This window comes from Rhodanobacter hydrolyticus (assembly GCF_044904645.1).
In genome coordinates this window covers 3,046,556-3,061,272 of record NZ_JADIKK010000008.1, presented here as the reverse complement: position 1 = coordinate 3,061,272, position 14,717 = coordinate 3,046,556, and the positions used below count along the sequence as shown (strand labels likewise).

The 14,717-nt window shown below is 67.2% G+C and carries 14 protein-coding genes; 1 reads left to right on the top strand and 13 read right to left on the bottom strand.

What is annotated here, in order from left to right; translation table 11 throughout:
- Positions 1–4: 4 nt before the first annotated feature.
- From mreD to ISP25_RS16335, 3 genes are read right to left on the bottom strand one after another with little or no spacing between them, the layout of a single operon-like run.
- Positions 5–490 carry a rod shape-determining protein MreD gene (gene mreD / locus ISP25_RS16345; RefSeq protein WP_404615381.1) on the bottom strand — a complete coding sequence of 162 codons (486 nt, stop codon included), beginning with the start codon at positions 488–490 and terminating at the stop codon, positions 5–7.
- Positions 487–1,524 (bottom strand): rod shape-determining protein MreC, encoded by a 1,038-nt coding sequence (gene mreC / locus ISP25_RS16340; RefSeq protein ID WP_192159679.1) that lies wholly within the window; start codon positions 1,522–1,524, stop codon positions 487–489. The genes mreD and mreC overlap by 4 nt, the downstream gene beginning before the upstream one ends.
- Before the next feature lie 12 nt (positions 1,525–1,536).
- Complete coding sequence (locus ISP25_RS16335; protein WP_192103429.1) at positions 1,537–2,583, bottom strand: rod shape-determining protein; 1,047 nt, start codon at positions 2,581–2,583, stop codon at positions 1,537–1,539.
- 261 nt (positions 2,584–2,844) lie between these two features.
- Here ISP25_RS16335 and ISP25_RS16330 point away from each other — a divergent pair, with 261 nt between their 5' ends.
- A complete protein-coding gene (locus ISP25_RS16330; RefSeq protein ID WP_192159677.1) occupies positions 2,845–3,780 on the top strand; it encodes a carbohydrate kinase family protein in 936 nt (311 codons plus the stop codon).
- A gap of 37 nt (positions 3,781–3,817) precedes the next feature.
- Here the strand turns inward: ISP25_RS16330 and glpK are convergent, their stop codons facing one another.
- The 10 genes from glpK to ISP25_RS16280 all read right to left on the bottom strand — a co-directional run bounded on the left by glpK (position 3,818) and on the right by ISP25_RS16280 (position 14,692).
- On the bottom strand, positions 3,818–5,329 hold the full coding sequence (glpK, locus tag ISP25_RS16325) for a glycerol kinase GlpK (RefSeq protein WP_404615378.1): 1,512 nt from the start codon (positions 5,327–5,329) through the stop codon (positions 3,818–3,820).
- 590 nt (positions 5,330–5,919) lie between these two features.
- Positions 5,920–6,270, bottom strand: a complete 351-nt coding sequence (locus ISP25_RS16320; protein ID WP_192159668.1) for a hypothetical protein — start codon at positions 6,268–6,270, stop codon at positions 5,920–5,922.
- 118 nt (positions 6,271–6,388) lie between these two features.
- Complete coding sequence (locus ISP25_RS16315; protein ID WP_192159666.1) at positions 6,389–6,688, bottom strand: STAS domain-containing protein; 300 nt, start codon at positions 6,686–6,688, stop codon at positions 6,389–6,391.
- Between the two features lie 10 nt (positions 6,689–6,698).
- A complete protein-coding gene (locus ISP25_RS16310; RefSeq protein WP_404615376.1) occupies positions 6,699–7,895 on the bottom strand; it encodes a methyl-accepting chemotaxis protein in 1,197 nt (398 codons plus the stop codon).
- Between the two features lie 15 nt (positions 7,896–7,910).
- On the bottom strand, positions 7,911–9,002 hold the full coding sequence (locus tag ISP25_RS16305) for a protein-glutamate methylesterase/protein-glutamine glutaminase (protein ID WP_404615374.1): 1,092 nt from the start codon (positions 9,000–9,002) through the stop codon (positions 7,911–7,913).
- A gap of 44 nt (positions 9,003–9,046) precedes the next feature.
- Positions 9,047–9,709 (bottom strand): chemoreceptor glutamine deamidase CheD, encoded by a 663-nt coding sequence (gene cheD / locus ISP25_RS16300; protein ID WP_192159660.1) that lies wholly within the window; start codon positions 9,707–9,709, stop codon positions 9,047–9,049.
- The gene (locus ISP25_RS16295) at positions 9,709–10,593 is read right to left on the bottom strand and encodes a CheR family methyltransferase (RefSeq protein WP_404615371.1); all 885 of its coding nucleotides are present in this window, start codon (positions 10,591–10,593) and stop codon (positions 9,709–9,711) included. Before ISP25_RS16295 ends, cheD begins: the two co-directional genes overlap by 1 nt.
- A 2-nt stretch (positions 10,594–10,595) precedes the next feature.
- Positions 10,596–12,341, bottom strand: a complete 1,746-nt coding sequence (locus tag ISP25_RS16290) for a methyl-accepting chemotaxis protein (RefSeq protein WP_404615369.1) — start codon at positions 12,339–12,341, stop codon at positions 10,596–10,598.
- Positions 12,342–12,354: 13 nt separating this feature from the next.
- A complete protein-coding gene (locus ISP25_RS16285) occupies positions 12,355–12,861 on the bottom strand; it encodes a chemotaxis protein CheW (protein ID WP_192159653.1) in 507 nt (168 codons plus the stop codon).
- A 100-nt stretch (positions 12,862–12,961) separates the two neighbouring features.
- Positions 12,962–14,692: a methyl-accepting chemotaxis protein gene (locus ISP25_RS16280; protein ID WP_404615367.1), complete on the bottom strand. Its 1,731-nt coding sequence runs from the start codon at positions 14,690–14,692 to the stop codon at positions 12,962–12,964.
- Between the last annotated feature and the right edge of the window lie 25 nt (positions 14,693–14,717).

Below are 14,717 nucleotides of genomic sequence, written 5' to 3'. Positions count from 1 at the left end.
ATGCTCACTGCAGGCGCAAACGCATGCGCAGGTCGTCCAGCAGCAGGAACAGGAACGGCCAAAGCGCGGCGCCCACGAACGGGGCGATCCACCAGCTGGCCGGGGGCATCGCCGCGCCGGACAGCAGCCGCACCATCAGCAGCAGAATGCGGTCGTTCAGCAGCAGCGCCAGCACCGCCAGCGCCTGCTGCCACATCGGGAAGAAGCGCAGCCGCGAACGGAAGCGCAGCACGATGAACACCAGCGCACAAAGGCGCAGGGCCTGTTCGCCCAGCAGCACGCCGTCGAACAGGTCGGCACCCAGGCCAAGCAGGAAGGCAAGGCCCAGGCTGACGCGATCCTCCGACTCCAGCGTCCAGTACAGCAGCACCAGCGCCGGCCAGTACGGCTTGAACGGCTCCAGCACCGCCGGCAACGGCACCAGCATCGACAGCAACGCGAACAGCAGCGTACCGGCGAACCACCAGGAGGACAGGCGCTGGCGATTCATCGCGCGCTCCCGGCCGCCGCAGGCGTTGCGGCGGAGGTCGCAGCGGGCAGGTTGGCGGTGGCACGCGGCAAGGTGGTCCGCACGGCGCCGGTCGATGCCGCCGCCGGCGTGTTGCCGGCCGCCGCAGCCTGCGCAGGCGCCAACGCGGCGGGCGGCCCGGCCGGAATCAGCGGAGCGGGCGGACCTTCGGGTTCGGCCTGGTCATGCAGCAGCAGCACGTCTTCGCTGCGATCGATATCGGCCGCCGGCTGCACCTCCGCCACCCGGAACATGCCGGAAACGCCTGGCGCCACCGCCACCACCTTGCCCACCGGGAAGCCCGGCGGGAAACGCCCGCCGAGGCCGGAAGTGAGTAACTTGTCGCCCGGCTGCACGTCGGCAGCCAGCGGAATGTTCGGCAGTACCAAGCCGCTGCCGTCGCGCGCGCCGTAGGCCACCGTGCGCAGGCCGGAGCGTTCCACCACCACCGGAATCGCGTGCGCCGGATCGGTCACCAGCATCACCACCGAGGTCTTCGGCAGCACCTCGACGACCTGCCCCATCACGCCATGCGCATCGATCACCGGCTGGCCCTGCTTCACGCCGTCGCGCGTGCCGAGGTTCAGTACCAGCCGCTGCTGGTAGGCACCCAGGTCCACGCCGACGACGCGCGCCAATTGCACGTTGATGTTGAGGCTGCGCTGGGTGTCCAGTAGCTCCTTGAGATGCTGGTTCTGCTCGGCCACGCCAGCCATGCGATTGAGCCGCGCGTTGGCCAGCAGCAGGTCTTCGCGCAGCCGCTGGTTCTGTTCGGTGAGCAGTTTGCGGTCGGCGAACGCCACGCTGAGCGTGCGCATGCCGGCACTGGGCAGGTTGGCCAGGCGGTACACCGGTTCCACCACCATCGAAGCCGCGTAGCGCACGCGCCACAGCCAGCCGTTGCGATGGTCGAGCACCATCAACACCAGGGCCAGGGCCAGATAGACGATCAGCCGCAGCGTGCCCGCGGCGTTGCCGGCGAACAGGGGCGAGGATTCGTCGCGCGGCCGCGCCATGTTGCGCGCGGCTTACTCGGGAGCGAAGAAATCGCTGCCGTGCTGGTCGATCAGCTCCAGCGCCTTGCCGCCGCCACGCGCCACGCAGGTGAGCGGATCGTCCGCCACCTGCACGTGCAGGCCGGTCTCTTCGGAGATCAGGCGGTCCAGGTCGCGCAGCAGCGCGCCGCCGCCGGTGAGCACGATGCCGCGCTCGGCCACGTCGGAGCACAGCTCGGGCGGAGTCTGCTCCAGCGCCGACTTCACCGCGGCCACGATGCCGGCCAGCGGCTCGTGCAGCGCCTCGAGGATCTCGTTGGAGTTGATCGTGAACATGCGCGGCACGCCCTCGGCGAGGTTGCGGCCGGAGATCTCGATCTCCTTGACGTTCGTCTGCGGGAAGGCGCAGCCGATCTCCAGCTTGATCCGCTCGGCGGTGGATTCGCCGATCAGGGTGCCGTGGTTGCGACGCACGTAGTTGATGATGGCCTCGTCGAAGCGGTCGCCGCCCACGCGCACGGACTGCGAGTAGACGATGCCGTTGAGCGAGATCACGGCCACTTCCGAGGTGCCGCCGCCAATGTCCAGCACCATGGCGCCACGCGCCTCGTGCACCGGGATGCCGGCGCCGATCGCGGCGGCCATCGGCTCCTCGATCAGGAACACGTCGCGGGCGCCGGCGCCTTCGGCCGATTCCTTGATGGCGCGGCGCTCCACCTGGGTGGAACCGCAGGGCACGCACACCAGCACGCGCGGGCTGGGACGCAGCAGGCGCGACTTGTGCACGCGCTTGATGAAGTACTGCAGCATCGCCTCGGTCATGGTGAAGTCGGCGATCACGCCGTCCTTCATCGGGCGCACGGTGGCGATGTTGCCGGGCGTGCGACCGAGCATGCGCTTGGCTTCGCCGCCCACCGCTGCGATCGCGCGCGGTCCGCCCGGGCCACGATCCTGACGCACCGCCACCACCGAGGGCTCGTTCAGCACGATGCCCTGGCCGCGCACGTAGATCAGCGTGTTGGCGGTGCCGAGGTCGATCGAAACGTCGTTGGAAAAGATTCCGCGAAACTTCTTGAACATGAGGTCCGCCGCGCGCCGGCCTGAGTAAAAAATAAGCTCACCAGTCTAGTCAGCGTTACCCAGGCGCGCAACTGAAAAGACGTTAAAAAAGCCTTCCGCATCGCTGCTTTCCGCACATTCCTGAGATTCCGTGTCAAGTTTGCGGAGTCGCCATGAACGCCCGTTCACGATACGATGCGACCCTTTGGCCGGATCCACGGATCCGGGTTTGTCGGCCGCGCCCAGCGCGGCCTCCACCACGCTTGGGGCAATCACGCAACCATGTCTGCCGTCATCTGCGGATCGCTGGCCTACGACACCATCATGGTGTTCCAGGACCAATTCAAGAACCACATCCTGCCTGACCAGATGCACATCCTGAATGTGTCCTTCCTGGTGCCGCGGATGCGCCGCGAGTTCGGCGGCTGCGCGGGCAACATCGCCTACAACCTCAAGCTGCTAGGCGGCGATCCGTTGCCGGTGGCCGCGGTCGGCCAGGATTTCGCGCCCTACCGCGCGCACATGGAGAAGTGCGGCATCGCGCTGGACCGCGTGCGCGTGTTCGACGACCAGTTCACCCCGCAGTGCTTCATCACCACCGACCTGGACAACAACCAGATCACCGCCTTCCATCCCGGCGCGATGTCCAGCGCGCACGACAATCACGTGCGCGAGATCCCCGACATCGAATTCGGCATCGTCGCGCCCGACGGCCGCGAGGCGATGTTGCAGCACGTCGAGGAATTCGCGGCGCGCGGCGTGCCCTTCATCTTCGACCCGGGCCAGGCGATGCCGCTGTTCAGCGGCGACGAGTTCCGGGCGATGATCGAAAAGGCGACCTACGTGATCGTCAACGATTACGAGTCGCAGCTGCTGCAGACGCGCACCGGCTGGAGCGCGGAAGAGATCGCCAGCCGCGTGCAGGCCTACATCGTCACGCTGGGGCCGCGCGGCTCCCTGATCCACGCCGGCGGCATCACGCACGAGATCCCGCCGGCACGCGAGCGCCGCGTGGTCGATCCCACCGGCTGTGGCGATGCGTACCGCGCCGGCCTGATCTTCGGCATCATGCGCGGCAAGGATTGGCCCACCATCGGCCGGATGGCCTCGCTGATGGGCGCGCTCAAGGTGGAGCACCCGGGGACGCAGAACCAGCACTTCAGCTGGGCCGAGTTCGCCGCGGAGTTCAAGGACCAGTTCGGCCAGGCGCTGGACTGACCGAAGCGCGCCGCGTAGGAACGCACTCAGTGCGCTCCTACATCGGCGTTCTATCCGGCGTGAAGACGCAGGCCGCCTGCACCGCCGCCTGCCAGCCGCGATAGCGCCGCCCGCGCTCCGCCTCGGCCATGCCCGGCTCGAAGCGGCGTTCCACTTGCCACAATCGTGCGACCTGCGTGCGGCTTTCCCAGAAGCCCAGCGCCAATCCGGCGAGATAGGCCGCGCCCAGCGCCGTGGTTTCCTGCACCTTGGGCCGCAGCAGCGGCACATCCAGCATGTCGCTCTGGAACTGCGCCAGGAAATCGTTGGCGATGGCGCCGCCGTCGGCGCGCAGTTCCTTCAGCGGAATGCCCGCGTCCGCCTCCATCGCCGCGAGCACGTCGCGCGACTGGTAAGCCATGGATTCCAGCGCCGCGCGCACGACATGTTCGCGGCGCGTGCCGCGCGTGATGCCGAACATCGCGCCACGCACCTCGCTGCGCCAGTACGGCGCGCCCAGGCCCACGAAGGCCGGGACCAGATAGACGCCATCGCTGGAAGCCACGCTTTCGGCCAGCGCCTGCGAATCCGCAGCGCGTTCGAGCATGCGCAGGCCGTCGCGCAGCCACTGCACCACCGCGCCGGCGACGAAGATGCTGCCCTCCAGCGCGTATTCGACCTCGCCGCCGATCTCCCAGGCGATGGTGGTCAGCAGGCCGTGGCGCGACGGCACCGCCTGGGCGCCCGTGTGCATCAGCATGAAACAGCCGGTACCGTAGGTATTCTTCGCCATGCCGGGCTCGAAGCAGGCCTGGCCGAACAAGGCCGCCTGCTGGTCGCCGGCGAGGCCGCCGATGGGCACCGCCGCGCCGAAGAAGCGCGCCGGATCGGTATCGCCGACATGCCCGCTGCACGGACAGATCCGCGGCAGCATCGCGCGCGGCACGTTTAACAGGCGCAGCAGCTCGTCGTCCCATTCACGGCGATGGATGTCGTACAGCAGGGTGCGCGCGGCGTTGCTGGCGTCGCTGACATGCAGGCGCCCGCCGGTGAGGTTCCAGACCAGCCAGCTTTCCATCGTGCCGAACAGCAGCTCGCCGCGTTCGGCGCGCGATTGCGCCCCTTCGACGTGGTCGAGCAGCCAGCGGATCTTGCTGGCCGAGAAATACGCGTCGATCAGCAGGCCGGTCTTTGCCCGCACCATGGGCGTGCAGCCATCCGCCTGCAGCCGTTCGCAGATGGCCACGCTCTGCCGCGACTGCCACACGATGGCGTTGTGGATCGGCTGGCCAGTGCGACGATCCCATATCACCGTGGTTTCGCGCTGGTTGGCGATGCCTATGCCCGCCAGATCACCCGGCTCGACCTGCATGCGCGTGAGCAGTTCGGCCACCGTGGCCTGCACGCTGGCGAGAACCTCGCGTGGATCGTGCTCCACCCAGCCAGGCTGCGGATAGATCTGGGTGAACTCGCGCTGCGCGATGCCCGCCACCCGCCCGTCCGCGTCGACCAGCATCGCCCGCGTGCTGGTGGTGCCCTGGTCCAGTGCCAGGATGTATCGCTTTGCCATGGGGCGCCTCATGCATGGGAAGCCGCACGCAGCTTAGAGCCTGTTCAAAGCCTCCATGCGATCCGTGCTGGGATTCGATTGCACCAAAAGGCCCTGCCTGTCATTCCAGCCCAGGCCAGAAGAGGCTCACGACAGCGAAGCCGATGATCCGTGGCCGTATGGCTTGAACAAACATGACCGCTACTGGATGGCTCACCGCGCCCGCCCCTCACAGGTCGGCCGCGGCATTCTGAGTGCCGCGCTTGTCCGACCTTCACTGGAATGATGAATAGCAAAGCCGTCAGTTTCCAGACACGGCGCAGCGTGACCGCACCGCCCATCGCATGGGCGGGAATGGCTCCGGCGTACTCAGCACAACCTGCGCGCAGGCCCGATGGATTGAATCAGGCGGCAAAGAGAGAGGACTCGGGCATCGGCAGGCGACCGAAAACGCCTTGTTGCTCGCGATAACGCGAAACATCCACGCCGCAGGCTGGAAACGGCTAGCCGCAGAGCCCGAACTGGCTCTCGCCGTCCGCCTTGCGGCAACAACAAAACGGCGACGTGGCGTTCCCGCCGCGCCGCCGCTCTTCACGGAAGGTTGCCGCGATTTACCAGGCGCGCACGTCGGCCACGCTGACCGTGAACGTGGTCATGCCGGGATCGGGATGAAACATGCGGCCCAGGTCGAAGTTCACCGAATCGCCGGGGGCGATGTTGGAGGTGCCAGCCGGCCACACCTGCTTGCTCTGCAGCACCTTGCCCGAGTCGTCCTTGCCGTCGATGCGGATCTGCGCGGCCGCGGCCGAGGCGCAATTGTTGACCAGCGTGCCCTTCAGGCTCATGCGCGCGCCCGCAGGCACGGGCTTGAAATCCTTGATCGCGAAGTCAGTGGCCGAGCAGGCAGCATGGGCAGCCAGCGGGGCCAGCAACAGGGCGACGGCGGCAACAAAAGCTTTCATGAAGGACTCCAAAGGGGGACTAAGGGGAAACCGCGATGCATCTTTTTTCGGTCGCGCTGCAGAAAACTTTAGCGACCGCACCGCGGGACGCGCCTCGTACACACGGGCGCTCGCCGGGTCAGTGCAGCACGAACAGCTTGTCGAAGCCGGCGACGCGCAGGGTGCTGCGCAACTCGCCCGAGGCATTGACGATGCGGATGTCGGCGCGGTCCGCGCCGGCGTGTTCGCGCAGCAACAGCAGCATGCCGAGCGCGGAGCTGTCCATGCCGGTGACCTCACCCAGGTCGATCACGTAGCTGCGCGCACGCTTGCCTTCGCCAAGGCAGGCATCGTGGAAATCGCGGTGAATACTGAAGTCGAAGCGCTCGCCCAGTTGCAGGGTGAGGCAATCGAGCTCGGCGTCGTGTTGGACGATCATGGTGTAGCCCTCAAAAAAGTTCGATCTCGCCGGCGTCCATCGAGTTCTGCAACGCCGGGCCGCGCGAGCGCAGGCGCGCTTTCTCGCGCTGGATCGCCAGCCGGCTGCGCACGCGCTGGGCACGCTCTTCCAGCGCCTCCGCTTCGAGCGGAGTGCAGGCCAGATCCTCGATGTCGCGCGTGCACTCGCTGGTGATTTCCTGCAGGTCCACCAGGCGCTCGCGGGTCTGACCGATCAGCTGGCGCAGGATGTCTTCGAACTGCAGCGAGCGTACGGTGGTGGAGACGTCGCTGGTGAGGCCACGGCTGATCTCGACCACCTGGTCGGCCACCTTGTTGGTGCGCGCGTCGCTCTCGGTGACATGCGCCGTCATGGCGTCGATGCCGCCCTTGGCCGACAGCGCCACGTTGAGATCCTGCGAAGCCATCGCGCCGATCAGGCCGCGCAGCTGCTCCATGGCGGTGCGCGCGCGCTCGACGTGGCCGCCGATGCGTTCGTTGAGCTGGTTGGAATTGCTGGCCAGGTTGCGGATTTCGCCGGCCACCACCGCGAAGCCGCGGCCGGATTCGCCGGCACGTGCCGCCTCGATCGCCGCGTTCAGCGCCAGCAGGTTGGTTTCCTCGGCGATGGTGTTGACGTTCTTGAGCAGGCCGAACACCGCGTCCATTTCCTTCGCCATGCCGTCGATGCGGTAGACGATGCGCAAGCTTTCGCGTGACATCTGCACGATCATGCCCACGAAGTGTTCCAGCAGATCGCCGGTGCGGGCGGCAAAGTCCTGCACTGACACGCCACCGTCCTGCACGTCGATGATCTGCTTGAGCAGCGACTGCTGCAGCGCGGTCTTGGTGGACAAGCCGTCGAAGCCGCCGCCCAGCTCGGAGACGGCGTCGCGCAGCAAATCCAGGCCTTGGTGCAGTTCGCGGGTGGCGTGGCCGAGTTCATCGACCAGCGCGCTGCGCACGTCCTCCATCGCCGCGCGCACCGGCTCCACGCTTGCGCTGGACGCAGCCACGACCGGAGCGGCGACCGGCGCAGCCAGCGACTGTTCGCCGCGCGTCGCAATGAACCAGGCCGCGGTAACGGCCAGCACCGCCAACGGCGCCAGCCACGCCGGGTGCCACAGCAAGGTCAGCAGCAGGACGACGACGCTGGCGATCCAGCCGGCCTGCGGGCGTCGGAAAAGTTGCGCGAGAGTGAATGGCATGATCCGTGATCCGGGTCAGGCGCGCTTGGCGCCGTGGTGGGGGTGGTGCGCCAGCGCGAGCAGGCGATCCGCGATGTGGTCGATCGGCAGCATTTCCGGCGCGGCGCCGAGCTTCCAGGCAGCACCGGGCATGCCCCATACCACCGAACTGGCTTCGTCCTGAACCAGGGTGGCCGCGCCGGCCTGGCGCAGCTCGAGCAGGCCACGCGCGCCGTCGTCGCCCATGCCGGTGAGCAGGGCACCGATGGTGGAGGCGCCGGCGGTGGCCGCCAGCGAGCGGAACAATACGTCCACGCTGGGGCGGTGCCGATTCACCGGCGGGCCGTCGTGCAGGCGGCACACGAACTTGGCACCGTCCCACATCGCCAGCAGATGGTGGCTTCCGGGTGCGATGTAGGCCGTGCCCTGCTGGATCGGCTGACCGTCGCTCGCCTCGCACACGCGCATCGCCGAGCAGCGGTCCATGCGCGCAGCGAATGGACCGCTGAAGGCGGCCGGAATGTGCTGGGTCACCAGGATCGACGGCGCATCCGGCGGCATCATTTCCAGCACCACGCGCACCGCTTCGGTACCGCCGGTGGAGGCGCCGATGGCGATGATCGGGCTGCCGCCACGGCTGCCGGGCGCCTGCGAGCGAGGCAGCACCGCGTCGGCTGTCAGGCGTGGCGCCACTTCCAGCGGGCGCACGGTGGTGCGCGCCTTGGGCCTGGTCAGCGCCGCGTGCTTGACCTTGGCGCACAGCTCCTGCGCGCTGTCGCCGAAACTGGCGGCGAGATCGGCGTTCGGCTTGGCGTAGAAGTCCACCGCGCCCAACTCGAGTGCGCGCAGGGTGACGTCCGCGCCGGCGGTGGTGAGCGTGGACACCATCACCACCGGCATCGGCCGCAGCCGCATCAGGTTTTCCAGGAAGGTAAGTCCGTCCATGCGCGGCATCTCGACGTCCAGCGTGAGCACGTCGGGATTCAATTGCTTGATTTTCTCGCGGGCGATGAAGGGATCCGGCGCCGTGCCCACCACCTCGATCTCCGGATCACAGGTAAGCATGGTCGACATCAGCTTGCGCACCAATGCGGAATCGTCGACTACAAGTACGCGCACTCTTTCCATTGCTCACCCTGGCTATGCGGGCTGCCGCACCGGAGACACCGGCGTCAGAACAGCTCGACCTCGCCCTTTATCGGATCGTTCGCCAACTGCTTGAGGTAGGTGCGCTCGCCGGCCACCAGCTTCACGTCGTCGCTGCGGCGCAGCTGACGCACGCGTGCCTTGCCACTCTGCGGGAAAAACTGCACCTGGCGCGGATAGATGTCGCCCAGGTCTTCGGCCACCACCTTGAGTTTCTCGGTGGAGATGTAGCGGCGCACGAACTCGATGTTGCGCTGGCCCACGTCGCTCATCTGGGCCAGCACGCGGCCGCCGCCGAAGAGCTTGACGCTGAGGTCGGCGCGCTGCGCGCCCGCCTTCAGCAGATCGTTGATGAGGTGTTCCATCGCATCCGAGCCGTAGCGCGCCGCGCGACCCACGGTGGAGGCCCAGCTGTCGCTGCCGCCCTTGGATTCGGGCAGCATGAAGTGATTCATGCCGCCGATGCCGCGCACCGGATCGTGGATGCAGGCGGACACGCAGGAGCCGAGCACGGTGCTCACCATTTCCTCCTGCGAACTCACGTAGAACTCGCCCGGCAGCACCTTGACGGTCATGCAGCCCTGCACCGGATCCCAGAACCGCCGCAGATGTTCATAGCCGGGCGGCGCCTCGGTCACTGTCGGTACGGTGCGCCGGTCGATCCGGCGCTCGATGCGCTGCGTGTTCATCATCCGCGCTTCCTGTAGGCGGTACGCCCAACCAGCTCGAAGTCCTCGTTGATGCCGTGCAGCGACTCGGAATGGCCAAGGAACAGATAGCCGCCCGCCGACAGCAGCGCGGCGTAGCGGCTGAACAGCCTCTGCTTGGTGGGCTGATCGAAATAGATCACCACGTTGCGGCAGAAGATCGCGTCGAACGGCCCGCGCATCGGCCATTCGTGCAGCAGATTGAGCGGCTGCACCGTCACCAGCTCGCGCAGGCGCGGATGCACGCAGGCGTAGCCTTCGTACTCCCCGGCGCCGCGCATCATCCATCGGCGGCGGCGTTCTTCGCTGATGCCGCCGAGTTTGTCCAGCGCGTACACGCCGTTCCGCGCCTGGTCCAGCGCTTGCGGCGACAGGTCGGTGGCGAGGATCTTTGCATCCATGCCGCTGGCGCCGCATTGCTCCAGCACCTCGGCCAGCACCATCGCCATGGCGTAGGGCTCTTCGCCGGTGGAACAACCGGCCGACCATATGCGCAGCCGGCCACCCTCGCTCCGCTTCTTCTTGATCCACTGCGGCAGCAGCTGCTTTTCCATCAGCTCGTAATGGTGCGGCTCGCGGAAGAACGAGGTGACGTTGGTGCTGATGACGCTGGCCAGCTCGCCCAACTCGCCGGCCGGGTCGCTGCGCAGGAATTCGCAATAAGCGGCGTAGTCGGGCAGACGCAGCGCACGCAGGCGCCGCGCCAGCCGCCCCTGCACCAGCTGGCGCTTGTGCTCGCCCAGCGAGATGCCCAGGTGCTCGTACACGAAATCGCGCAGGAAGCGGAACTCGGCATCGCCCAGCAGGATCGCGTCGTCACCGGACGGCGCCTTGCTGCTGGACGCACTGGCGGTGGCGACAGCCATGCTCAGAACTCCTTCCAGGCGCCGGAATCAGCCTCGGCGGCGATGGCACGCGGCGGCGGCGCCTTGCGCACGGCGGCGAACACCGCCTCGGTGGCCTTGGCCACTTCCGCCTTCGCGGGTGCCGGCTTCGCATTCGCCGGCGCACCCGGCTTCGCCGCCGCGGCGCGTCCGGCCAGCCGGAAGAAGCCGACCTGCGCCGTCAGATCCTCGGCCTGCTCCTGCATGGCACGGGCGGCGGCCGAGGCCTGCTCGACCAGGGCGGCGTTCTGCTGGGTCATCTCATCCATCTGCATCACGGCGTTGTTGACCTGGTCGATGCCAGCGGACTGCTCGTTGCTGGCCGCAGCAATCTCGGCCACGATGTCGGTGACCTTCTTCACGCTTTCGACGATGTCGGCCAACGCCTTGCCGGACTGATTGACCAGCTCCGAGCCGCTGCGCACCTTCTCCGCGCTCTCGGCGATCAGGGTCTTGATCTCCTTCGCCGCGCCGGCGCTGCGCTGGGCCAGGTTGCGCACCTCGCTGGCCACCACGGCGAAGCCGCGGCCCTGCTCGCCAGCCCGTGCGGCTTCGACCGCCGCGTTCAGCGCCAGCAGGTTGGTCTGGAAGGCGATGTCCTGGATCAGCCCCACGATCTCGCCGATCTTGCGGCTGGAGGCATCGATTTCGCCCATCGCGGCAACGGCCCGGCCGGCCACTTCGCCACCCTGCTCGGCCTGCTCGCGTGCACCGCGCGCCAGCTGGTTGGCGTGGCTGGCGTTCTCCGCGTTCTGCTTCACGGTGGAGGTCATCTCCTCCATCGACGAAGCGGTTTCCTCGAGGCTGGAGGCCTGTTCCTGCGTGCGCTGGCTGAGGTCGTCGTTGCCGCGTGCGATCTCCTGCGCCGCGCTGTTGACCGCGTCGGAGCCCTGGCGCACCTCGCCCACGATGGCGCTGAGGCGTTCATCCATTGTGCGGAAGGCTGCAAGCAGGCTGCCCAGCTCGTCGTGCCTTACCACCTTGATGTCGTGGCCCAGCCGCCCCTCGGCGATGGCGCTGGCCACCTCCATCAGGCGCTTCAACGCGCCGGTGATCGAGCGGATCAGCAGGACCGCCACCAGTGCCGCGAGGAGCAGGCCGCCGACCATGCCGAACAGCACCAGCGCGCGCACCTTGTTGTAGCGGTCCGACTGGTTGTCGTACGTCTGCTTCACCTCGTCGCGTTGCACCTGGATCAGCTTGTTGAGCTGGTCTATACGCATCATCAGGGCCGGACGCACTTCCATTTCCAAGAGGTCGTGCGCGCCGTCATCGCCCTGCGCCAAGGCGCTGCGGACATCGTTCAAGCTGCTGACATAGTCGCCTTCAGTGGCAGTCAACGCCTTGTACTGCTTGGCGACTTCCGGACTCATCTGCACCGCGGCCAACTGTTTGGCCAGTCCCGGGAAGGCCGCCTGGTTCTTGTCGAACTCGGCGAGCTTCTGCTTCACCTGGTCGGGTTTGCCGACCACGGAAGCCGCTTCGCCGAGCACGATGAAGTTCATCAGCGACTTGACGCGCAGCTCGGCCATCAGGCTCACCGGCACCATGCCGTTGTCGTAGCTCATGCGCATGCCTTCCTTCTGCCAGGCCATGACGCTCAAACCCGCAACCGCACCCACCACCAGCATGCCCGACAGCAGGCCGACCATGCCGATCAGGCGTCCCTTGACGGAAAGGTTCTGCAGCTTCGAAAAACGGAGACCCAAAACGAATTTCTTGATATTCATCAGCATTCCAGTGTCAGGCGGCAACTTCGACATCGCGAACTCCCGGCAGTACGGTGTTCAGCGTCTCAACGTCTTCGGGGCGCATCAGCTTTTCCACGTCGAGCAGCATCACCATGCGCTCCGCATGGGTGGCGAGCCCCTTCAGGTAGCGGGTATCGACGATGGCGCCCATGTCCGGCACCGGCCTGATCGAGGCCGGGTCCACGTCCACCACGTCGGACACCGCATCGACCACGATGCCGAACAGACGCTCGGCCACGGCCACCACGATCATCACCGTGCTGTCGCCGTAGCTTTCGCGCTCGAGCCCGAAACGCAGGCGCAGATCCATCACCGGCACCACTGCACCACGCAAATTCAACACACCGAGCAGGTAATCGGGGGCTTGCGGGATGCGGGTGACGCGCGACCAGCCGCGGATTTCGCGCACCGACAGGATCTCGACGCCGTACTCCTCACCCGCCAGGCTGAAGGTCAGCTGCTGCACGGTCGGCGCCGTGTCCGCCTTGTCTTCGTACATGGATCATCTACCTCGTGATAGTCATCCCGGGACACCGGATGCGTAAACGGTATCGGCTTGCCCGGCGAACTCTTGAGCGCCCTTGCGACGGCGCCCCGTCTCAGAACTCGGTCCAGCCGCTATCGGCACGCGCAGCCGCGGCTGCAGGCGGCCGTACCGGGCGCGCCAGCTCGCGCGACGCCGACACCTTGCGTGCCGCCACCGGCGCCGGCTTGATCGCCTGCACCTCCTCCTGCACCGCTTCGGCCTTGGCCATGGCGCCGTCCAGCCGGAAGAACGCCGTCTGCCGCCGCAGCGCCGCCGCCTGCTCCTGCATCGCCTGCGCCGCCGCGGCCGCCTGTTCCACCAGCGCCGCGTTCTGCTGCGTCACTTCATCCATCTGCATCACCGCCCGATTCACCTGGTCGATGCCCGACGACTGCTCCTGGCTCGCCGCCGCGATCTCCGCCACGATGTCGGTGACCTTGCACACGCTCTCCACGATTTCCGACAGCGCCGTGCCGGTCTGCTCCACCAGCGCACCGCCGGCTTCCACCCGCTCCACGCTCTCGCCAATCAGCGCCTTGATCTCTTTCGCCGCCGCCGCGCTGCGCTGCGACAGGCTGCGCACCTCGCTCGCCACCACCGCAAAGCCACGGCCCTGCTCCCCTGCGCGCGCCGCTTCCACCGCCGCGTTCAGCGAGAGCAGGTTGGTCTGGAACGCGATCTCGTCGATCAGGCCCACGATGTCGCTGATCTTCCGGCTCGAGGCCGTGATCTCCGCCATCGCCGATACCGCCTGCGACGCCACCTTGCCGCCGCGCTCGGCCTGCTCCCGCGCGCCGCCCGCCAACTGGTTGGCATGGCTCGCGTTTTCCGCGTTCTGCTTCACCGTCGCGGTCATCTCTTCCATCGAGGCCGCCGTCTCTTCCAGGCTCGACGCCTGCTCCTGGGTACGCTGGCTCAGGTCGTCGTTGCCGCGCGCGATCTCCAGCGCCGCGCCGCTCACCACCTGCGAGCCCTGCTGCACCTGCCCGATCACCTCCACCAGCTTCACGTGCAGCCGCTGCATCGCGTGCATCATGCTGCCCGGCGGGAGCTCGAGCTTCTCCGCCCCGCCCAGCGACAGGTCGCCGTCCGCCATCCGCCCGGTCATCTCCACCGCGAACGACGGCTCGCCTCCGATGCTTCGCCGGATGCTGCTCATCGACAGCCACACCAGCGCGATCACCAGCGCACCCAGCAGGCCGGCCCACGCCAGGTTCACCAACAGGTCGTGGCGAAATTTCGCATCGATGTCGTCGAAATAGGCGCCTGCCGCGAAGTTGAGATCCCACGGCTTGAACAGCTGCGAATAGGTGATTTTGTCCTTGCTGCTGCCGTCGGGCATTTTCTGCGTGTAGCGGATCAGGTCCTGGCCATCCTTGACGTCGGCCTCCGACATCATCCGGTAGTGCGGCATGCCCTTCGCATCGGTCTCGGCGCTGATGTCCTTGCCGGTCCAGTCGGGCCGCAACGGATGCATGCGCATCACCAGGTCCGTGCCGAACACGAAGACGTAGCCGCTGCCCTTGTCCCAGCGGATGTTGCCGATCTGCGCCAGTGCCCGCCGCCGGGCTTCAGCCTCGCTGAACTCGCCTTTCCCGGCGCGTACGTGGTAGCCCTGCGCGATTTCCGCCGCCGATTCGATCTCGCCCTGCAGCCGATGCTCCAGGTCCACCATCTGCACCGACCGGCTCTGCCATGCGTTCATCACGGTAAGCGCGGTCAGGCCGGCCAGCACTACCACGATCACGACGACCACGCGGGCATGCAGACTCAAACTGCCGAGCGACCACTTCTTTCTTTCCATCGCACCAACCTCACATCATGGATGC